This window comes from Aureimonas sp. Leaf324, assembly GCF_001423245.1.
Lineage (GTDB): Bacteria > Pseudomonadota > Alphaproteobacteria > Rhizobiales > Rhizobiaceae > Aureimonas.
Genome location: NZ_LMOH01000012.1, coordinates 627,276 through 646,248, shown reverse-complemented (window position 1 = coordinate 646,248; position 18,973 = coordinate 627,276). Strand labels below are relative to the sequence as shown.

17 protein-coding genes are annotated in these 18,973 nt (G+C 69.3%); 6 read left to right on the top strand and 11 right to left on the bottom strand.

What is annotated here, in order from left to right:
* Window position 1 precedes the first annotated feature (1 nt).
* From ASF65_RS10585 to ASF65_RS10565, 5 genes are all read right to left on the bottom strand, one after another.
* Window positions 2-802: an ABC transporter permease gene (locus ASF65_RS10585; RefSeq protein ID WP_055888659.1), complete on the bottom strand. Its 801-nt coding sequence runs from the start codon at window positions 800-802 to the stop codon at window positions 2-4.
* Window positions 799-1,749, bottom strand: a complete 951-nt coding sequence (locus ASF65_RS10580) for an ABC transporter permease (RefSeq protein ID WP_055888658.1) — start codon at window positions 1,747-1,749, stop codon at window positions 799-801. Before ASF65_RS10580 ends, ASF65_RS10585 begins: the two co-directional genes overlap by 4 nt.
* Before the next feature lie 80 nt (window positions 1,750-1,829).
* Window positions 1,830-2,942, bottom strand: a complete 1,113-nt coding sequence (locus tag ASF65_RS10575; RefSeq protein ID WP_055888656.1) for a PotD/PotF family extracellular solute-binding protein — start codon at window positions 2,940-2,942, stop codon at window positions 1,830-1,832.
* Window positions 2,943-2,974: 32 nt separating this feature from the next.
* Window positions 2,975-4,108, bottom strand: a complete 1,134-nt coding sequence (locus ASF65_RS10570) for an ABC transporter ATP-binding protein (protein ID WP_055888654.1) — start codon at window positions 4,106-4,108, stop codon at window positions 2,975-2,977.
* A gap of 135 nt (window positions 4,109-4,243) precedes the next feature.
* The gene (locus ASF65_RS10565; RefSeq protein ID WP_055888652.1) at window positions 4,244-5,029 is read right to left on the bottom strand and encodes a glucose 1-dehydrogenase; all 786 of its coding nucleotides are present in this window, start codon (window positions 5,027-5,029) and stop codon (window positions 4,244-4,246) included.
* 125 nt (window positions 5,030-5,154) lie between these two features.
* Between ASF65_RS10565 and ASF65_RS10560 the strand changes: the two genes are divergently transcribed.
* A complete protein-coding gene (locus ASF65_RS10560) occupies window positions 5,155-5,838 on the top strand; it encodes a DUF2161 family putative PD-(D/E)XK-type phosphodiesterase (protein WP_055889128.1) in 684 nt (227 codons plus the stop codon).
* A gap of 7 nt (window positions 5,839-5,845) precedes the next feature.
* Here the strand turns inward: ASF65_RS10560 and ASF65_RS10555 are convergent, their stop codons facing one another.
* Window positions 5,846-6,244: a cupin domain-containing protein gene (locus tag ASF65_RS10555; protein WP_055888650.1), complete on the bottom strand. Its 399-nt coding sequence runs from the start codon at window positions 6,242-6,244 to the stop codon at window positions 5,846-5,848.
* A gap of 201 nt (window positions 6,245-6,445) precedes the next feature.
* Between ASF65_RS10555 and ASF65_RS10550 the strand changes: the two genes are divergently transcribed.
* On the top strand, window positions 6,446-7,261 hold the full coding sequence (locus ASF65_RS10550) for a sugar phosphate isomerase/epimerase (RefSeq protein ID WP_055888648.1): 816 nt from the start codon (window positions 6,446-6,448) through the stop codon (window positions 7,259-7,261).
* Between the two features lie 7 nt (window positions 7,262-7,268).
* Here ASF65_RS10550 and ASF65_RS10545 read toward each other — a convergent pair whose 3' ends face one another.
* From ASF65_RS10545 to ASF65_RS10525, 5 genes are all read right to left on the bottom strand, one after another.
* Window positions 7,269-8,936: a thiamine pyrophosphate-binding protein gene (locus ASF65_RS10545; protein WP_055888646.1), complete on the bottom strand. Its 1,668-nt coding sequence runs from the start codon at window positions 8,934-8,936 to the stop codon at window positions 7,269-7,271.
* A 166-nt stretch (window positions 8,937-9,102) separates the two neighbouring features.
* Window positions 9,103-10,050, bottom strand: coding sequence for a D-ribose ABC transporter substrate-binding protein (locus ASF65_RS10540; protein WP_055888644.1), 948 nt, complete (start codon window positions 10,048-10,050; stop codon window positions 9,103-9,105).
* A 59-nt stretch (window positions 10,051-10,109) separates the two neighbouring features.
* Entirely contained in the window at window positions 10,110-11,180 is a 1,071-nt protein-coding gene (locus ASF65_RS10535; RefSeq protein ID WP_055888642.1) for an ABC transporter permease, read from the bottom strand.
* 14 nt (window positions 11,181-11,194) lie between these two features.
* On the bottom strand, window positions 11,195-12,730 hold the full coding sequence (locus ASF65_RS10530; protein WP_055888639.1) for a sugar ABC transporter ATP-binding protein: 1,536 nt from the start codon (window positions 12,728-12,730) through the stop codon (window positions 11,195-11,197).
* Complete coding sequence (locus tag ASF65_RS10525) at window positions 12,727-13,380, bottom strand: DUF2291 domain-containing protein (protein WP_055888637.1); 654 nt, start codon at window positions 13,378-13,380, stop codon at window positions 12,727-12,729. The genes ASF65_RS10530 and ASF65_RS10525 overlap by 4 nt, the downstream gene beginning before the upstream one ends.
* A 363-nt stretch (window positions 13,381-13,743) precedes the next feature.
* Here ASF65_RS10525 and ASF65_RS10520 point away from each other — a divergent pair, with 363 nt between their 5' ends.
* The 4 genes from ASF65_RS10520 to ASF65_RS10505 are packed head-to-tail and all read left to right on the top strand — an operon-like array spanning window position 13,744 to window position 18,777.
* Window positions 13,744-14,646, top strand: a complete 903-nt coding sequence (locus ASF65_RS10520; protein WP_082505461.1) for a sugar-binding transcriptional regulator — start codon at window positions 13,744-13,746, stop codon at window positions 14,644-14,646.
* A gap of 42 nt (window positions 14,647-14,688) precedes the next feature.
* The gene (locus ASF65_RS10515; protein WP_055888633.1) at window positions 14,689-16,314 is read left to right on the top strand and encodes an FGGY-family carbohydrate kinase; all 1,626 of its coding nucleotides are present in this window, start codon (window positions 14,689-14,691) and stop codon (window positions 16,312-16,314) included.
* A gap of 4 nt (window positions 16,315-16,318) precedes the next feature.
* Window positions 16,319-17,833, top strand: coding sequence for a glycerol-3-phosphate dehydrogenase (locus tag ASF65_RS10510; protein WP_055888632.1), 1,515 nt, complete (start codon window positions 16,319-16,321; stop codon window positions 17,831-17,833).
* Between the two features lie 11 nt (window positions 17,834-17,844).
* Window positions 17,845-18,777, top strand: a complete 933-nt coding sequence (locus ASF65_RS10505; RefSeq protein ID WP_055889125.1) for a TIM barrel protein — start codon at window positions 17,845-17,847, stop codon at window positions 18,775-18,777.
* Window positions 18,778-18,973: the final 196 nt, after the last annotated feature.

The following is an 18,973-nucleotide window of genomic DNA, read 5'->3' as shown; positions in this document are numbered from 1 at the left end:
GTCACTTCGATTTCAGGAAGATGTCGAGGCCGACGAGGCGGTCGAGCGCGAGGATCGCGAGCGCCGCGCAGGCGATGAAGACCACCGAGATGGCGGCGAGATCGGGCGTGATGATGGAGCGGATCGAATTGTAGATTTGGACGGGCAGCGTCACCGTGCGCGCGTCGACGAGAAGAAGGCTCACCAGGAACTCGTTGAGGGCCAGGATGAACATGAGCAGCGAGCCGGTGATGATGCCGGGCGCGACCGCCGGAACGGTGACGAGGAGGAACGTCTGGAGCGGCGGCGCGCCGCACATCGAGGCGGCGAGCTCCAGATCGGGATCGAGCGCGCCGGCGCTCGCGCTCACCGCCCAGATCATGAAGGGCAGATTGATGACGCAGGCCGCGACGCCGACCGGCCAGAGCGAGCCGAGGACGCCCGCCTCGCCGAACAGGAGCATCAGTCCGATGCCCGAGCCGATCAGCGGGATCGTGAAGGGCAGGAGAAGATAGACCTGGAGAAGATTGGCGAAGCGTACGCGGTAATTGGCGAGCGCGAGGCCCACCAACGTGCCGACGGGAATTGAGATCGCGGTGCAGATCAACGCCACCTGAAGCGATCGCCAGAACGCCTGGCGCAAGTCCGCCGCGCCCGCGACCTTGGCGTACCATTTCAGCGACAGCCCGTCGGGCGGGAAGGCGATGATGTTGCCGGCGGTGAACGAGGCGCCCAGCACCACAAGCGTCGGGGCCGAAAGGATCGCGAGCGACAGGGCGACGAGGGCGCCGATCACCCAGCGCTTGGAGCGGGCCTCGGTCATGGCGCGCGCCCCCGCAGCGCCAGCGTGCCCGCCCCGAAGAGCGCGAAGACGGCGCCGACGAGCGTCGAGCCGACGACGACCAGAAGCAGCGTCAGCGCGGCGCCCATGCCCTGGTCGGAGGTGCGGAAGAACTGGTCGTAGATCGCATTGGCGATGAAGTCCTGCCCCCCGCCGCCAAGGATCGCGGGGATCGCGAAGTCGGTCAGCGTCAGGGTCAGCACCACGAGCCCCGCGCCGACGAAGCCGGGGGTCGCCATCGGAAACACGACGTGGAGAAGGGTCCGCCCCCAGTTGGCCCCGAGCGAGCCGGCGGCGGCCTCGACCTCTTCGGGGATCGCCGAGAGGGCGGGCGCCAGCATCAGGACTGCGAAGGGCAGCATGTACTGGACGAGGCCGAAGAGCACCGCCCAGTAGTTGAAGAGGAGGCGATAGGGGCCGAGCCCGAACAGCGCGAAGATCTCGTTGGCGAGCCCCTGGTTGCCGAGGAGGATCAGCCAGCCGTAGGCGCGCACCACCTGCCCGATGAAGAAGGGCAGGAACAGCGCGATCAGCAGCGCCTTGCGCCTCGCGGCCGAGCGCGTGCGCACCATCGCATAGGCATAGGGAAAGGCGAGAACGAGGGTCGCGAGCGTCACGATCAATGCGCCGCCGAGACTGCGCAGCGCGACGCTGAGGAAGACCGGCTCGGAAAAGGCGCGGGCGTAATTGGCGAGCGTGCGTTCCTCGGACGGCAGGAAGGTCGCCGTGTCGAGCGTGCGAAGGCTGGCGTCGAGAATGTCGAAGAGGCTGATCGCGAGGAGCCCGACGAGAACGATCGCGGGCGCCAGCATCAACCAGGGCAGCGCCTTGCCCGCCCGTGCGGGCCAGACGGCGCGCGCCGCCGCCTCGGCCGCGTCGAAGACGCGCCAACGGAGGGGATAGGCGGAGCGGGCGGGGCGAAGCGGCATGGGGTCGGGATCTGGCGCTGCGAAGTTGCGGAAGGGTGGCCTCGGGGGCGGATGGGATCCGCCCCCGAGGCCCGATGGCGTCAGCCCTGCATGATGGCCTTGAACTTGCCGAACCATTCGGCCTCGTTCTCCACCTGCACCCTGGACGAGATGCGGATGAGGTTCTGGAAGTCTTCCGGCTTCGTCGGATAGGACGGGTCGCCCGCGAGATCGGCCGGCGGCGTCAGGCCCGGCACGACGCCCGGCAGGCCGAGACCGTCGAGCCAGACCTGCTGGCTGTCCTTGCCGATGGCCATGTCGATGTACTTCTTGGCCCAGTAGAGCTCGTTCTCGGGCAGGCCCTTCGGGATCCACAGCCCGTCCGTGTCGAACTTGGCGCCTTCCTCGGGCACCACCCAGGCGACGTCGATGCCGTTCTTCTTGGCCTCGCGCGCGTTGGTCGAGATGGTGCAGGCGAGGTCGATCTCGCCGTTCTGGAACCAGGTCGTGAAGTCCGGGTCCTCGCCGAGCAGCGGCTGCTGCTCCTTCACCTTGGCGATGAAGTCCCAGGCCGGCTGCATGTTGGCCGGAATGTCCTCGAGCTTGCCGCCGCCGGCGACCTGCGCCGGGAAGTGGAAGCCGATGCCGTCGTTGTAGAGGGCGATGCGGCCCTTGAACTTCGGGTCGAGCATGGCCTTCCACGAGGTCGGCGGCCCGTCCGGGAAGGCGGCCGGGCGATAGGCGAGGACGTAGACGTAGCCGTAGGTGTCGACGATCGGATAGCCGTCGAGGCCGACGGGCTTGGCGAGCTCGGTGACGCCCTTGAGGTTCGGCAGGTCCGAGAGGTCTTCGGTCACGCCGCGCAGCGCCGACTTGGTCGCGTTGGTGGTCGTGTCCCAGTTGATGTGGATCGGCGGCACGCGCTTCTGCGCCACCGCCGCCCAGACCTTCGGCTGGATCTCGTTGTCCTCGGTGAGGTCGTGCCGGACCGCGATGCCCGTCGCCTTGGTGAACGGGTCGGAGACGCCCGCCTTCAGCGCCTCGACCCAGGATCCGCCCCAGGCGCGCACGATGATCTCGGCCGGCTTCTCCGGCTCCTGCGCGACGGCCGTGCGAAGGCCGAGCGCCGAGGCCGCGCCGATCGAGCCCACGGCGGCGGCGCCCTGCAGGAAGCGGCGGCGGTTGAGGTCATGGAGGAAGGGCTTGTCGGTCATGGCGAAGGCTCCTTTCGCGAAGGGGGCGGCGTTCAGGTCTGCGGAAAGACGATGAGGTCGCGCGTATTCCAGCCGAGCCGGACGTGGGCGCCGACGGGCTGGACGGCGTGGCCAACCGGATCGTGGTCGAAGGCGCGCAAGGTCACGCCCAGTACGCCGGCGAGGCGCGCCTCGTAGACGACGCGCTCGCCCTCGAAGATCACGTCGGCGATCTCGGCGGTGAGATGGGTGTCGAGCGCCGTGCCGGTCGAACCGGCGCCCTCGACGCGGATCTGCTCGGCGCGCAGCATGCCGACCGCGGGCTCGCCCGTGCGCGGCGCACGGCCGGCGGGCGCGGACCAGCGGCCGCTGATGGCGCCGAGCGGCGTCTCGAGCGTCACCACCTCGCCCTGCGAGCCCGCGACCTTGCCCTCCAGCCGGTTGGTGACGCCGATGAAGCTTGCGACGAAGGCGTTGGCGGGCGCGCGATAGGCGGCGATCGGCTCGGCCATCTGCTGGATGCGGCCCGCGTCCATCACGATGATCTCGTCCGACACCACGAGCGCCTCGCGCTGGTCGTGCGTCACGTTGATCGTGGTGATGCCGAGTTCGCGCTGGATGCGGCGGAACTCCAGCTGCATTTCCTCGCGCAGCTTGCGGTCGAGCGCGGCGAGCGGCTCGTCGAGAAGAAGAAGCTCCGGTTCGAAGACCAGCGCGCGGGCGATCGCCACGCGCTGCTGCTGGCCGCCCGACAGCTCATGGATGCGTCGGTCCCCGTAGGCGCCGAGATGCACGAGATCGAGATAGCGCTCGACGCGGGCCGGGATCTCGCGCGCATCGAAGCGCCGCATTTTGAGCGGGAAAGCGACGTTCTCGGCGGCCGTCATGTGCGGAAACAGCGCGAGCTTCTGGAACACCATGCCGATCTTGCGCTTGTGCGCGGGCTCGTCGGACACCGGACGGCCGTTGATCGCGATCTCGCCGCGCGTCGGCTTCTGGAAGCCGGCGATCATGCGCAGGAGCGTCGTCTTCCCCGAGCCCGAGGGGCCGAGGATCGTCAGGAACCGGCCACCGGCAAGGTCGAACGAGGCATCCGCCACCGCCGCTTGTCCGGAGAAGAGCATGGAGACGTCGCGCACCGACACGGCGGGCGTGGCGACGGCGGAAGCCGGGCGGGCAACGCTCATGCGCGCCGTCCCGCGCGTACGGGGGCAGCTTCGGAAGTCTGGGCGGATTCGTCACAACGCATGACGTGTGCTTGATCCAGCCGCAAGCTCGGCGCAAGCCCAAACTTGTGGCAGGCGCCTGTTCCCCCAGCGGTTTCAGATGGAGGCGAGGAAGCCGCCGTCGATCGCGATGCACTGCCCGGTCATGTAGTGCGACGCGTCGCTCGCCAGGAACAGCGCGGCGCCGGCGAGATCGTCGAGATCGCCGAACCGGTTCATCGGGATCCGCCCGAGCATGCGCTCGCTCCAGTCGTCGTTCTCGTAGAAGACGTCGGTCATGGCTGTGCGGAAGTAGCCGGGCGCGATCGCATTGACGCGGATGCCGACTGGCGCCCATTCCGCGGCGAGCGCCCGCGTCATGCCGAGAAGCCCGGATTTCGACGAGCCGTAGGGAACCGCGGTCGGCACGCCGACCATGGAGGTCAAGGAGGCAATGTTGACGATGCTGCCCGAGCCGTTCGCCTGCATCGCGCGTCCCGCCGCCTGCGCCGCGAAGAACGCACCTTTCAGGTTGGTGTCGAGGATGCGGTCCCACAGCGCCTCGTCCACGTCGAAGCTCGGGCGGACGTCTTCGACGCCCGCGTTGTTGACGAGCCCGTCGAGCCGGCGGAAACGCTGCGTGGCCGCATCGACCGCCGCCTCGATGGACGCGACGTGCGTGACGTCGAGCGGAACGGCGAGGACGGGCGATCCGGCTTGCAATATGGCATCCGCCGTTGCCTCGAGATCCTCGACCTTGCGTGCGCCGACGACCAGCGAGGCGCCCGCCTCGGCGAGAGCCGTCGCCAGCGCGGCGCCGATCCCGCGGCTCGCGCCCGTCACCAGTACGACGCGGCCCGTGAGATCGAACCGACCGACACCTTTGTTTCGTTCCGACGCCATTCGATCCCCGCCCTTCGCTTCATCTGGTCCGTCCTTTTGACATGGGCGAACGGGCTCGCAAACGTCTTGCATACGCTGGCGCGAAAGACCGGCGAAAGGCTGCCGGTGTTCCTGACGCGATGACCATGGCTCCCGAACCATCGACCAGCGCGACCGGCGCTCGCCCCGAGACCGCGCTCTATGCGCCGGTGAAGGCGTTCCTCGAAACGCGCGGTTTCTCGGTGAAGGGGGAGGTCGGCGGGTGCGATCTCCTGGGGCTGCGGGAGGGCGAACCGCCGATCGTCGTGGTCTGCGAGCTGAAGCAGACGTTCAATCTCGAACTCGTGCTGCAGGCCGTCGACCGGGCCGCGGCCTGCGACGAGGTCTGGCTTGCGGCGCGCCTGTCGCTGCGCGGCAAGGGGCGGGAGGCGGACGCGCGGTTTCGAAACCTCTGCCGCCGGCTCGGCTTCGGGCTGCTCGGCGTCGGCAGCGACGACGTGGTGCACGTTCTCCTCAGCCCGGACGCGCCGATGCCGCGTCGCGACCCGAAGCGGCGCTCGCGCCTCGTCAGCGAGCACAACCGGCGGCAGGGCGACCCGGTCGCCGGCGGGGGCTCGCGCGCGCCCGTCATGACGGCTTATCGGCAGCAGGCGCTCGTGCTGGCCCGCGCGTTGGCGACGGGACCGCAGCGCCCGCGCGATCTCGCCACCGCGGTGCCGACCGCCGCGGCGATGCTGCGACGGAACGTCTACGGCTGGTTCGAGCGCACCGGTCACGGCGTCTACGCGTTGACGCCGCAGGGGCACGAAGCCCTCGCGCGCTGGCCTTGAGCGCGCGTCAGCCCGGCTGGTACTGCGCGTCGGTGACGTGCTCCATCCAGTCGACGACCTTGCCGTCCTTCTGTTCCTGAATGGCGATGTGGGTCATGGCATTGGTCGGCGAGGCGCCATGCCAATGCTTCTCGCCCGGCTCGAACCAGACGACGTCGCCCGGCTGGATCTCCTCGATCGGCCCGCCCTCGCGCTGGACGAGGCCGAGGCCCGCGGTGACGATCAGCGTCTGGCCGAGCGGGTGGGTGTGCCAAGCCGTGCGGGCGCCGGGCTCGAAGGTGACGGTGGCGGCGGCCGCGCGGCGCGCCTCGTTGGGGGAGAACAGGGGATCGACGCGCACCGTCCCGCTGAACCACTCCGCCGGTCCCCGGCCCGAGGGCGACGATCCGTTTCTAATGATGTCCATGGGCCGCATCCTCTTGCTTCGGTGGCGAGACTGGAAGGATAGGGCCGTGCTGCCGGGTTCAAAGCCGCTTCGTCGGCATGGCCAGCGAAACGGTGGACGGCGGCGCGATGGCCGGCCGCGGCTTGAACCCTCGGCCGTTGCCCGGCAGAACTGCGACCCACAGCCGCTCGGGAGGAACGGGCGGCAAATGGGGGACACGATATGACGAAGCTCGAGATCGGGTGTCAGACCTACACGTGGGAAATGCTCGGCGAGGGTTTCACCGGCGGACCCGACGACCTCCTCGATGCGATCGCAGCGGGCGGCTACGGCGGGATCGAGATCACCGACACGATGATCGGCACCTATGGCAGCCAGCCCGAGGCCTTCGCGCGGGCGCTGGAGGCGCGCGGCCTCGAACTCGTCGCCTTCACCTTCAGTTCGTCGAGCGGTTTCACCGAGATCGACGAGGTCGAGAACGACCTCGAGACCGCGCGACGCTGGGCCGATTTCGCCGCGCGCTTTCCCCGCGCCGTCCTGTCGATGGGATCGGCGACCGTCATGTCGGCGGGGCCGCGGGACGAGAAGTTCCGCATCGCCGCCGACGTCTACAACCGGGCCGCCGAGATCGGCCGCGTTGCGGGCGTCGAGGTGGCGGTCCATCCGAGTTCGCACCACGACACGCTGCTCTTCGACCGGGCCGACTACGATACGCTGTTTCAGCGCCTCGACCCGGCGTCCGTCGGCTGGGTGCCCGACACCGGCCACATCCTGCGCGGCGGCATGGACATTCTCGACACGTTGCGAACCCACGCCGCGCGCATCCGTTACCTCCATCTGAAGGACGTGGATGCCACGGGTGCCTGGGCGATGCTCGGGCACGGCATCTGCGACGTGCCGGCCGTGATCGCGGAGGTGGCGAAGGCGCCCCGCTTCAACGGCTGGCTGGTGCTGGAAGAGGAGTCCGAGGAGGCGGCGCGCGATCCCGCGAGCGCGGTCAGGCGCAACCGCGAGACCCTGCGCTGCCTCGTCGCGTGAGGCGTCGTCAGGCGTCCCCGCCGCGTGCCGCCAGCGCGGCGGCGCGCATTTCGGTGAGGGTCTGTCGCGGCGTCAGGGCCTCCGGCGAGATCGCAAGGTCCAGCACGGCGCCGGTGGGCGATGCCAGCGCGCGCCCGAACGCCGCCGCGAAGTCGGCCGTCGCCTCCACCCGTTCGCCGTGGAAGCCGTAGGCGCGCGCAAGCGCGGGGAAGTCGGGGTTTTCCAGCGTGGTGCCCGAGACCCGCTCGGGATACTGTCGCTCCTGATGGGCGCGGATCGTGCCGTAGAGGCCGTTGTTGAGGATCAGCACGATCGGCTGCGCCCCCGCCTGCATGGCCGTACCGAGTTCGGAGGCTGTCATCTGGAAGTCGCCGTCGCCTGCAAAGCAGACCACGGTGCGCCGGGGGTGGGCGACCTTGGCGGCGATCGCGGCCGGCAGGCCATAGCCCATCGCGCCGGACTGGGGCGCCAGGAGCCGCGCCTTCGGCCCGTAGCGGACGAACTTGTTGGGCCAGACCGTGAAGTTGCCCGCCCCGTTGGTGAGGATCGCGTCTTCCGGCAGGTGCTGGCGTAGCCACGCCGTCACCGCCACCATGTCGACCGGCCCCGGCTGGGCCGGCGCCTCGAAGCTCTTCTCGTAGCCGGCCCGCGCCTCCGCCCGCCAGCCGCTCCAGTTGCCGGCGACCGGTGCCATGGCGGCTGCGAAGGCGTTGGGGCCGGCATGGATGCCGAGCGCCGGCACGTAGATCTTGCCGATCTCGGCATCCGACGGATGGACATGGATCAGCGCCTGGCGCGGCTCGGGCACATCGAGCAGCGTGTAGCCGTCGGTCGTCATCTCGCCGAAGCGCACGTTGACGGCGAGGATCACGTCGGCCGAGGCCATCAGCCTGCGCACATGCGGCGGCATGCCGACGCCGGCCTCGCCGGCATAGACCGGCGAATGGTTGTCGAAGCGGTCCTGGTAGCGGAAGGCCGCGACGGCCGGGATATCCGATCCTTCGGCAAAGGCCTGGAAGGCGGCGCGCCCGGCGTCGCTCCAGTTCGTGCCGCCGAGGAGGATCAGCGGACGCTCGGCCCCGGCCAGAAGCGCGCGGGCGGCATCCACGGCCTCCGGCGACGGCGCGGGTTCGAAGAGGCGGGGCGGGCCCTTCAGCGGCGCCGCGTCGGTCCGCGTCGTCAGCATGTCTTCCGGAAGGGCGATGACGACCGGCCCGGGGCGCCCGGACACGGCGGTCGACCACGCCCGGCCGACGATCTCCGGCAGGCGCGCCACGTCGTCGATCTCGACCGCCCACTTGGCGAGCGTGCCGAACACGGCGCGGTAGTCGACCTCCTGGAACGCTTCGCGTCCGCGCATGTCGGTGCCGACCTGGCCGACGAAGAGGAGCATCGGCGAGGAGTCCTGGCGGGCCGTGTGCACGCCGATCGAAGCGTTGGTCGCGCCGGGACCGCGAGTGACGAAGGCGATGCCGGGCGTTCCCGTCAGCTTGCCGAAGGCCGAGGCCATGAAAGCCGCACCGCCCTCGTTGCGACACAGGACGAAGTCGAGCCGGCCCTTGGTGTCGTGCAGCGCGTCGAGCACGGCGAGGTAGCTCTCGCCCGGCACGCCGAAGCTCTTGGTGGCTCCGAGCGCCAGAAGGCATTCCACGAGAAGTTGGCCGCCATGGCGCATGTTTCGTCTCCTCCCAGAGATTCGCGGGGTCGACTGTACTCGGCTGGCATCCGGCGTCGACCGTCGATCGGGAGGCGCGCAAAACAAAAGAGGCAGCCGCATGGCGGCTGCCTCGATCGAAGGGGAGGGTGCCGGGCGAGCGGCACCCCTCGGGGCGATCCGCCTGTTACGGCGTCATCGTGAACGGCGCCGTCATCTTGTCGGCGTTGTCCTTGGTGATCAGGATGCAGTCGAAGAGCTGCTTCTCCTGGTCGACGCCGGTCTTGCCGTTCTTGATGAAGGCGTCGGCCTGCTTCACGGCTTCGGCCGAGAACACGGCCACCGGCTGCAGCACGGTGTACTGGAGCTCGCCCGCCTTGACGGCAGCCACCGCGTCCGGCGAGCCGTCGAAGCCGCCGACCTTGATGTTCGCGAGCTTGCCGGCCTCTTTGAGCGCCGCGACGGCGCCGAGCGCCATCTCGTCGTTGCCGGAGATCACGCCGATGATGTCCGGGTTCGCCTGCAGGAGCGACTGCATCTTGTTGTAGCCCTGGGTGCGGTCCCAGTTGGCGACTTCCTGGCCGGCCTTCACGAGGTCGGGATACTGCGTCAGCACCGTCTCGAAGCCGTTCGAGCGGGTCTGGGCGTTGTTGTCCGACGGGGCGCCGAAGAGCTCGACATACTTGCCCTTGTCGCCGACCGCCTCGACCCAGGCTTGGGCGCCGAGCGCCGCGCCCTGCGCGTTGTTCGAGACGAGCTGCGCCTTGGCGAGACCCTCCTGGTTGATCTCGGCGTTGACGAGGATCACCGGGATGCCGGCATCGACCGCCTTCTTCACCGCGCCGACCGAGCCGTCGGCATTGGCGGGATCGAGGATGATCGCCTTGACCTGGCTGGTGATGGCCGTGTCGATCAGGCGCGACTCGGCGTTGGTGTCGCCCTTGTGGGCGGCGACGGTGGCCGTGTAGCCGAGCTTCTCGGCCTCGGCCTTGGCGACCTCGCCTTCGGTGAACCAGTAGGGGTTCGACGGATCGTTGACGATGATCGAGATCGCGCCGTCGGCGAAGGCGGGCGCGGAGAAGATCGTCATCACGGCGGCGGCGGTTGCCGCCAGAAGCGTCCGGGTCATGCGCATGGTTGGTCTCACTCCCTTGTAGATGCCGGTTCCCGGCGAGGCTTGCCGTCGTGGAGGCATCATGCCTTCGATGGCGAAGAGGTGGCGGCCTTCTTGCCGGGCTTGGGGCCGCGGCGGCCGTACTGGATCGAGTTGAGGAGGACGGCGAGCACGATGACCGCGCCCGTGAAGACGGTCTGCCAGTAGGCGGACACGCCGATGATCACGAGGCCGTCGGCGAGGAAGCCGATCACGAAGGCGCCGAGCATGGTGCCGCGGATGTTGCCGCGCCCGCCGGTCAGCGCCGCGCCGCCGATCACGACGGCCGCGATCGCCGTCAGCTCGTAGGTCGTGCCGGCGGTCGGGCCGGCGGAGGTCAGCTGCGAGGACAGGACGAGGCCGGCGATCGCGGCGCAGATGCCCGACAGGACATAGACGAGGATCGTCACCCGCTTCACCGGCACGCCGGAAAGCTCGGCCGCGCGCTGGTTGCCGCCGGTCGAATAGACCCAGCGGCCGAAGGCCGTGCGGTTGAGGAGGACGCTGGCGAGGATCGCGACGGCGGCGAGGATCAGGACGCCGATCGGCACGTTCAGGACGCGGTTGAAGCCGAGCCAGTCGAAGCCGGTGTTGCCGAGTTCCGGGCGGCCGCCGAGATTGTTGTAGGTGAGGCCGTTGGTCATCAGGAGCGCGATGCCGCGCGCCACATAGAGAAGGCCGAGCGTCGCCACGAAGGCCGGCACCTTGAAGAAGGCGATCAGGATGCCATTCGTCAGCCCGACCAGCGCGCCGACGACGCAGGTGAGGATCACGACCACCCAGACCGGCGGGTAGAGGATGACCCCGAGCGGCTCGAGCGTCACGCCCTGCATCAGCGCACCCGCGATGACGCCGCACAGGCCCAGCGTCGAGCCGACCGACAGATCGATGCCGCCAGTGAGGATGACGAGGAGCATGCCGATCGCCAGAAGGCCGAAGATGGCGACATGCGAGGCCATCGTCAGGAAGTTGGCGGTCGAGAAGTAGTAGGGCGAGAGCGACGAGAAGATCGCGATGATGGCGATCAGCGCGAAGAAGGCGCGCCCTTCCAGAAGCACGCGGCCGAGATCGAACCCGCTGCCGGACGCCTTGAGTGTGGAGGTGGTGCTCATGACGGGGCTCCGGTTCAGTGCGTCACGGCTTCGCCGGAGGCGGCCATGATCTCTTCCTTGGTGGCATCGGCGCCGAACTCGGCCGAGATCCGACCGCGGTGCATGACGATGATGCGGTGGGCGACGGCGAGGCATTCGCCGACCTCGGACGTCGAGTAGACGACGGCGAGGCCCTTGCGCGCGCCTTCGGCGAGAAGCTTGAAGACCTCGGACTTGGCGCCGATGTCGATGCCGCGGCTCGGCTCGTCGAGGAGAACGACGGTCGGATCGGTCGCCAGCATCTTGCCGATCACGACCTTCTGCTGGTTGCCGCCGGACAGCGAGCCGATCGGGGCGCCGCCGCCGTCGGTCTTGATGTGGACGCCCCGGATCGCCTCCGAAACGATCTCGCGCTCACGCCGCTTCGAGGTGAAGAGGCCGCGCGTGAAGGAGCCGATCGAGGCGAGCGACAGGTTCTCGCCGACGCTCATGGTCTGGACGAGCCCGTCGCGCTGGCGGTCTTCCGGCACGAGCACGAGGCCGCGTGCGATGCGCTGCGCGATCGACAGGCCGGACAGGTCGTCGCCTTCCAAAAGGACGCGCCCGCCGCTCGGCCGCAGGCGGCCGGCGACGGTCTCCATCATCTCGGTGCGCCCCGCGCCCATCAGGCCGTAGATGCAGACGATCTCGCCGGCCCGCACGGCCAGCGAGACATTGTCGACCACCGAGCGATCGGGCCGGGCGGCGTCGGGGACGCTGAGGTTTTCGATGCTGAGCGCGACCTTGCCGAACGCATAGCCGGACGGGGGCGAGCCGAGATCGTAGTTGTCGCCCACCATGTTGCGGACGATCCATTCGAGATCGATGTCGGAGCGCGGCGCATAGGCCGTCATCGTGCCGTCGCGCAGCACCACCGCGTGGTCGGTGATCTCCAGCGCCTCTTCGAGATGGTGCGAGATGTAGACGATCGAGACGCCGCGGCTCTTCAGGTCGCCGATCACCTTGAACAGGACCTCGACCTCGGTCGCGCTGAGCGCCGAGGTCGGCTCGTCCATGATGAGGATGCGCGATTTCACCGACAGGGCGCGCGCGATCTCGACGATCTGCTGCTGCCCGAGGCGCAGGTCCTCGACCGGGGTGAGGGGATCGATGTCCTCCTCGAGTTCCTCCATCAGGAGGCGCGTGATGCGCTCCTCCTCGGCGAAGTCGACGCCCCCAGCCGGGCCCACGATCTCGCGACCCATGAAGATGTTGTCGCGCACCGAAAGGTTGGGCGCGAGCGACAGTTCCTGATGGATGATCGAGATGCCGCCGCGATCGCGCGCGTCGGTCGACGACGAGAAGGTGACGGGCTCGCCTTCCAGCACGATCTCGCCCGACGTCGGCTTCACGACGCCCGACAGGATCTTCATCAGCGTCGACTTGCCGGCGCCGTTCTCGCCGAACAGCGTCGTCACCTTGCCCTTGTGAACGTCGAAATTGACGCCCTTCAGCGCGTGGACGTTGCCGTAGGACTTGGCGACGTTGCGCGCCGAGAGCACCACGTCGTCGAGGGACCCGGCGAGGCTCATTGGACGCTCACGGCGACCGGCGTCACCAGCCAGTTCTTCGGGTTGACGAGGCGGAAGACGCCGGTGACGGTCACCGTCTTGCCGGTGAGGGCCGCATTGTCGATCCCCGCCAGCACGTCCTTCTTCATCTGGTCGTTGATGGCCGCGCCGGCGTTCTGGTACTCGATCTGGTTCTTGAACTGGCCGAAGCCGATCGTGCCCGTCGCGTCGCGAAGGTCGGTGCCGTTGATCGCCGGTCCGGTCTGGACGCGCACGGTGGTCTCCGGCGGCACGCCGGCGACCGCGATCTTGTAGAGGCCGGACTTGCCCTCGCCAACGGTGCCGGTGAACTTCACCGGGAAGACCGGACCGGTGCCGCCGGAGATGCCGTATTTCGTCGTCGCCGCCGCCTTGTCGGCGCCAAGCTCGGTGGCAAGCTGCGCGGCATCGACGGCGCGCGTCTCGACGCTCGAGCGGATCTCGGGAAAGGCCTTGGCGCCGAAGGTCGCGGGCGAGAACACCTCGGCCTGGACGTCGTGCTCCCCGCCGATGGTGACGATGCGCGTGTCGTAGGCCATCGCCGCGACCACCGCGAGCGCCACCACCGTGCCGATCACGACGCCGCGCGATCGGGTCGGGCGACGCGGCGCCCGTTCAGCCTGCAGGGTCATCGAACGCTCCTTGTCTCGAGCGGCGCGGTGGGGTGCGACACATGCGAAACGGGGACGCGCATGGGCAAGGGCCGATCGTTGATCGGCAGCCGATGCGGGCACCTTGTCCCCAGTCGCATGCGTGAACCCTCCCGTCGCCGTGTCGCCTCCGGGTCTCCACCTCCGGAAGCCGGGCCGACCCTTCGGTGGCCCTTGGCATGGGGGAAATTATTGACACTCGGCGGACGAATGCAATAGTTTTCTCACATTGCAAAATTTTGCAGTGCAGATGGGAGCCTGGGAGGGCCGGTGCGCACGTCGACCAAGCGCGACTCCGACGAAAGCCTTGCGATCCGTGCGGCCTGGCTTCATTACGCAGCCGGAATGACGCAGGGCGAGGTGGCGCAGAAGCTCGGCGTGTCGTCCACCAAGGCGCATCGGCTGATCGCCTGGGCGTATCAGAACGGCGCGGTGAAGGTATCCGTCGTCGGCGGCGTCGCCGAGTGCGTGGCGCTGGAGGATGCGATTCGCGACGCCTTCGGCCTCGCCCACTGCGAGGTGGTGCCGGATCTCCACGAGGAGGACGGCATGCCGCTGCGCGCGCTCGGCGGTGCCGGGGCGAGCTTTCTGGAGCGCGAGATCGAAGCGGCCGAGGGCGGCGTGCTCGGCATCGGATTCGGCCGCACGCTCGCCGCCGCCGTGACGGCGATGACGCCGACGGGGTCGGGCGCCATGCGCTTTGTCTCCCTGATGGGTGGCCTTACGCGCAACTTCGCGGCCAACCCGCACGACGTCATCCATCGGCTGGCCGAGCGCACCGGCGCGCTCGCCTATGTCATGCCGATCCCCTTCGTCGCCAATTCCCCCGCCGACCTCGACGTCCTCCTGTCGCAGCGCGGCGTCGACGAGATCTTCCGGCTCGCCTGCCGCGCCGACCTGATGCTGATGGGCATCGGCACGGCGCAGCTCGACGCGCAGCTCGTGGGCTCCGGGATGATCCTCCCCGACGAGATCGACGAGGTTCGGCGCGGCGGCGGCGTCGGCGAGATGCTCGGCCACTTCCTCGATGAGGACGGGGCGCCGGTCGAGACGCCGCTCAGCGGGCGCACCGTCTCGCCGGCGCTCGACGACATTCGCGGCCGCCGGGCGGTCGCGATCGCGGGCGGGCCGGGCAAGGTCGCGGCGATCCGCGCGGTCCTGCGCAGCGGCGTCCTGACGGGGCTGATCACCGACGAGCGCACCGCGCGGACACTGATGCGCGACCAGGGGGAAAGGATCGCCGGATGAGGAGGCAAGCGATGGCGGGAGCGAACGGGAGGAGCGGTCTCGATGGCTGAGGGCGCGGACGTCCTGATCGGGATCGATGCCGGCACGTCGGTGATCAAGGCCGTGGCCTTCGATCTCGCCGGCCGGCAGCTCGGCACAGCGGCGGTGGTCAACACCTATCGCGAGGAGCCGGACGGGTCCGCCGTCCAGTCGATGGAGCGGACCTGGGCGGACTGCGCGAAGGCGCTGCGCGAGCTCGGGCAGGTCGTCGACGGCCTTGCGCGCCGCACCGCGGCCGTCTCGGTCACGGGCCAAGGCGACGGGACGTGGCTCGTCGGCGCCGGCAACCGGCCCGTCGGCGACGCCTGGCTCTGGCTCGACGCCCGGTCGGCCCCGACCGTGCGGCGTCTCTGGGAGGGACCGCTCGAGCGCACGCGGTTCGAGCGCACGGGCACCGGCCTCAACACCTGCCAGCAGGGCGCGCAACTGGCGCACATGGCATCCCTCCACCTCAACCTGATCGGGCAGGCCGAGGTCGCGCTCCACTGCAAGGACTGGCTGCACCTCTGCCTCACCGGCGTGCGCGCGACCGATCCGTCCGAGGCGAGCTTCACGTTCGGCGACTTCCGCAATCGCGCCTACGACGACACGGTGATCGAGGCGCTCGGCCTCTCCGGCCGCCGCCATCTTCTCCCGCCGATCCTCGACGGCACCATCACGACGCATCCGCTGACGCGCGAGGCAGCCGAGGCGACGGGTCTTCTCGAAGGCACGCCGGTCTCGCTCGGCTATGTCGACATGGTGATGACAGCGCTCGGGGCCGGCGTCTACGCCCGCGAGCCCGGCGTCGCCTGCTCGACGGTTGGCTCCACCGGCGTCCATATGCGCGCGGTCCGCTCGGACGACGTGTTCCTGAACGCGGAAGGGACGGGCTACGTCATCGCGCTGCCGATCCCCGGCGTGGTCACGCAGGTCCAGACCAACATGGCCGCGACCCTCAACATCGACTGGGTGCTCGGAACCGCCGCCGATCTCGTCGCCGAGTTCGGCGATCGACCCTCCAAGGCCGACCTCGTCGGCCGGATCGAGGGCTGGCTCGCCCGCTCCGAGCCGGGCGCGATCCTCTACCACCCCTATATCTCGGCCGGCGAGCGCGGCCCCTTCATCGACCCGGACGCACGGGCCGGCTTCGTCGGCCTGTCGAGCGGCCACCGCTATCCCGACCTCGTGCGGGCCGTGGTGGAGGGCATCGCGATGGCCGCGCGCGACTGCTACGCCGCGATGGGCGACATGCCGCGCGAGCTTCGCCTCACCGGCGGGGCCGCGCGCTCACGCGCACTGCGCTCGGTGCTGGCCGCGACGACGGGTGCCAGCGTGCGCACCTCCTCGCGCGACGAGGCCGGGGCGGCGGGCGCGGCGATGATGGCCGCCGTCGCGATTAAGGCCTTTCCGACGATGGACGCCTGCATCGAGACCTGGGTGACCCCACTCCTCGGGCCGGCCGAAGCGCCCGACGCCCGGCTCGCCGAGCGCTACGCCGGCGTCTTCGAGGGCTACCGCACGGCGCGGCAGGGCCTCGCGCCCGTCTGGAACCACATGGCGGCGCTGCGCTCGCGCGACGTTCGCCTCGACGCGGGTGCCGAGCCCGCCGAACTGGCGATCGCCGCCGGCCAAGAGACAGGGAACTGACGCGATGAGCGAGACGAAGACGGTCGACGTGCTGGTGGTCGGTGGCGGCATCAACGGGGTCGGCATCGCGCGCGATGCGGCCGGGCGGGGCCTCTCCGTCGTCCTGTGCGAGAAGGACGATCTGGCCGAGGGCACGTCCTCGCGCTCCGGCAAGCTCGTCCATGGCGGCCTTCGCTATCTCGAATACTACGAGTTCCGTCTGGTCCGCGAAGCGCTGATCGAGCGCGAGGTGCTGCTTCGCTCCGCCAGCCACATCATCTGGCCGATGCGCTTCGTCCTGCCCCATTCGCCGGAGGACCGGCCGGCTTGGCTCGTGCGCCTCGGCCTCTTCCTCTACGATCACCTCGGCGGCCGCAAGAAGCTGCCGGGCACGCGCACGCTCGACATGCTGCGCGACCCGGAAGGGGCGCCGATCCTCGACAAGTACCCCAAGGGTTTCGAGTATTCCGACTGCTGGGTGGACGACGCCCGGCTCGTGACCCTCAACGCCGTGGACGCCGCTGAGCGGGGCGCCGAGGTGCTGACGCGCACCGCCTGCACCAGCGCCCGGCGCGAGGGCGACGTCTGGGCGGTCGAAGTCCGCGACGAGACGACCGGCGAGACGCGCCGCCTGCAGGCCCGCTGCATCGTCAACGCCGCCGGTCCGTGGGTCAACGACATGGTCGGTCGCGTCGCGGGCCGCAACTCGCGGCGCAACGTGCGCCTTGTGAAGGGCAGCCACATCATCGTGCCGAAGTTCTGGCGCGGCGAGCATGCCTATCTCGTGCAGAATACCGACAAGCGCGTGATCTTCATCAACCCCTACGAGGGCGACAAGGCGCTGATCGGCACCACCGACATCGCCTACGAGGGGCGCGCCGAGGACGTGAAGGCCGACGAGAGCGAGATCGCCTATCTCCTGGCCGCGGTGAACCGCTACTTCAAGGAGAAGCTGCGGCGCGAGGACGTCCTCGAGACCTTCTCCGGCGTGCGCCCGCTCTTCGACGACGGCAAGGGCAACCCGTCGGCCGTCACGCGCGACTACTCGTTCGACCTCGACGAGGACGGTGGCGCCCCGATGCTCAACATCTACGGTGGCAAGATCACCACCTTCCGCGAGCTGGCCGAGCACGCGATCGAAAAGATCGGAAAGTTCTTCCCCGCGATGGGCAGGGCCTGGACCGGCGACGCCACGCTGCCGGGCGGCGACATTCCGGACGCCGACTTCATCCAGTTCTGCGAGACGATGCGCGCGCGCTATCCCTGGATGGGCCGCGAGATGATCCACCGCTTCGGCCGTCTCTACGGCACGCGGATGCAGGCGATCATCGGTTCGGCAACCTCGGTCGAGGGGCTCGGTCGCCGCTTCGGGCGCCGCCTCTTCGAGGCCGAGGTGCGCTACCTCGTCGCCCATGAATGGGCCGAGCGGCCGCAGGACATCCTCTGGCGCCGCACCAAGGAGGGTCTGCACATGACGCCGGCCGAGCGCGCCGAATTCACCGAATGGTTCGAGAGCGCCGCGCTGCGCCGCGCCGCCTGAAGGAACGTTTCATGCCCCTGAAGCTCTCGCTGAACACCAACCCGCTGGTGAACCGCTTCGCCGATCCCGACGACCTGGTCGACACGGTCGCCCGGAACCTGAAGATCCGCGACCTCCAGCTGACGCACGAGTTCATCAATCCGTCGTGGCCGGCGCCGGTGGTCCGTCGCCTGACGCGCCAGATGGATCGGGCCCTCGAGCGCACTGGCGTGCGGGTGACGAGCGGCATGACGGGTCCCTACGGCCGGCTCAACCATTTCGGCCATCCCGACCGCGACGTGCGGCGCTACTATGTCGACTGGTTCAAGACCTTCGCCGACATCACGGGCGATCTCGGCGGGACCTCGGTCGGCACGCAGTTCGCGATCTTCACCTATCGCGACTTCGACGATGCGGCGCGCCGCGAGGAGCTGATCGCGATCGCCGTGGACTGCTGGGCCGAGGTCGCCGAACACGCGAAGGCGGCGGGCCTCGCTTACGTCTTCTGGGAGCCGATGAGTATCGGACGCGAGTTCGGGGAGACGATCGCCGAGTGCATGACGCTGCAGGACCGGCTGACGGCTGCCCGCATGGCGGTGCCGATGTGGATGATGGCCGACATCGACCACGGCGACGTGACGAGCGACAACCCCGACGACTTCGACCCCTATGCCTGGGCGCGCGCGGTGCCGAAGGTCTCGCCGATCATCCACATCAAGCAGAGCCTGATGGACAAGGGCGGCCACCGCCCGTTCACGGCGGAGTTCAATGCGCGCGGGCGCATCCAGCCCGAACCGCTGCTTGCCGCCCTCGCGCAAGGGGGAGCGGCGGACAACGAGATCTGCCTCGAACTCTCGTTCAAGGAGCGCGAGCCGAACGACCGGCAGGTGATCGAGCAGATCGCCGAATCGGTCGCCTTCTGGGCACCCCACATCGACACTGGCGCAGCGGACCTTCGCGTCTGAGGGTCGGTCACCTCGGGCGGCAGGGCGCACCCGTCCTGCCGCACCGGACATCGAACGGACGCCACCACCGGGATGCGTCGGCCCCCAGCCGGGCGCGCTCGCGCGCGAACGCAGACGGATCCGCCTGTCCGCGGTCGATGCGATATTTTAGAAGAGAAGAGAGCTGGCTGGGGAACCTGGATTCTCAGCCAGATAA

Coding starts and splice junctions, on each gene's coding strand:
- ASF65_RS10575 (WP_055888656.1), bottom strand. CDS start 2,942: ATGACCGACAAGCCCTTCCTCCATGACCTCAACCGCCGCCGCTTCCTG.
- ASF65_RS10520 (WP_082505461.1), top strand. CDS start 13,744: ATGACGCAGGGCGAGGTGGCGCAGAAGCTCGGCGTGTCGTCCACCAAG.
- ASF65_RS10585 (WP_055888659.1), bottom strand. CDS start 802: ATGACCGAGGCCCGCTCCAAGCGCTGGGTGATCGGCGCCCTCGTCGCC.
- ASF65_RS10515 (WP_055888633.1), top strand. CDS start 14,689: ATGGCTGAGGGCGCGGACGTCCTGATCGGGATCGATGCCGGCACGTCG.
- ASF65_RS10535 (WP_055888642.1), bottom strand. CDS start 11,180: ATGAGCACCACCTCCACACTCAAGGCGTCCGGCAGCGGGTTCGATCTC.
- ASF65_RS10550 (WP_055888648.1), top strand. CDS start 6,446: ATGACGAAGCTCGAGATCGGGTGTCAGACCTACACGTGGGAAATGCTC.
- ASF65_RS10545 (WP_055888646.1), bottom strand. CDS start 8,936: ATGCGCCATGGCGGCCAACTTCTCGTGGAATGCCTTCTGGCGCTCGGA.
- ASF65_RS10570 (WP_055888654.1), bottom strand. CDS start 4,108: ATGAGCGTTGCCCGCCCGGCTTCCGCCGTCGCCACGCCCGCCGTGTCG.
- ASF65_RS10505 (WP_055889125.1), top strand. CDS start 17,845: ATGCCCCTGAAGCTCTCGCTGAACACCAACCCGCTGGTGAACCGCTTC.
- ASF65_RS10510 (WP_055888632.1), top strand. CDS start 16,319: ATGAGCGAGACGAAGACGGTCGACGTGCTGGTGGTCGGTGGCGGCATC.
- ASF65_RS10560 (WP_055889128.1), top strand. CDS start 5,155: ATGGCTCCCGAACCATCGACCAGCGCGACCGGCGCTCGCCCCGAGACC.
- ASF65_RS10555 (WP_055888650.1), bottom strand. CDS start 6,244: ATGGACATCATTAGAAACGGATCGTCGCCCTCGGGCCGGGGACCGGCG.
- ASF65_RS10580 (WP_055888658.1), bottom strand. CDS start 1,749: ATGCCGCTTCGCCCCGCCCGCTCCGCCTATCCCCTCCGTTGGCGCGTC.
- ASF65_RS10525 (WP_055888637.1), bottom strand. CDS start 13,380: ATGACCCTGCAGGCTGAACGGGCGCCGCGTCGCCCGACCCGATCGCGC.
- ASF65_RS10530 (WP_055888639.1), bottom strand. CDS start 12,730: ATGAGCCTCGCCGGGTCCCTCGACGACGTGGTGCTCTCGGCGCGCAAC.
- ASF65_RS10565 (WP_055888652.1), bottom strand. CDS start 5,029: ATGGCGTCGGAACGAAACAAAGGTGTCGGTCGGTTCGATCTCACGGGC.
- ASF65_RS10540 (WP_055888644.1), bottom strand. CDS start 10,050: ATGCGCATGACCCGGACGCTTCTGGCGGCAACCGCCGCCGCCGTGATG.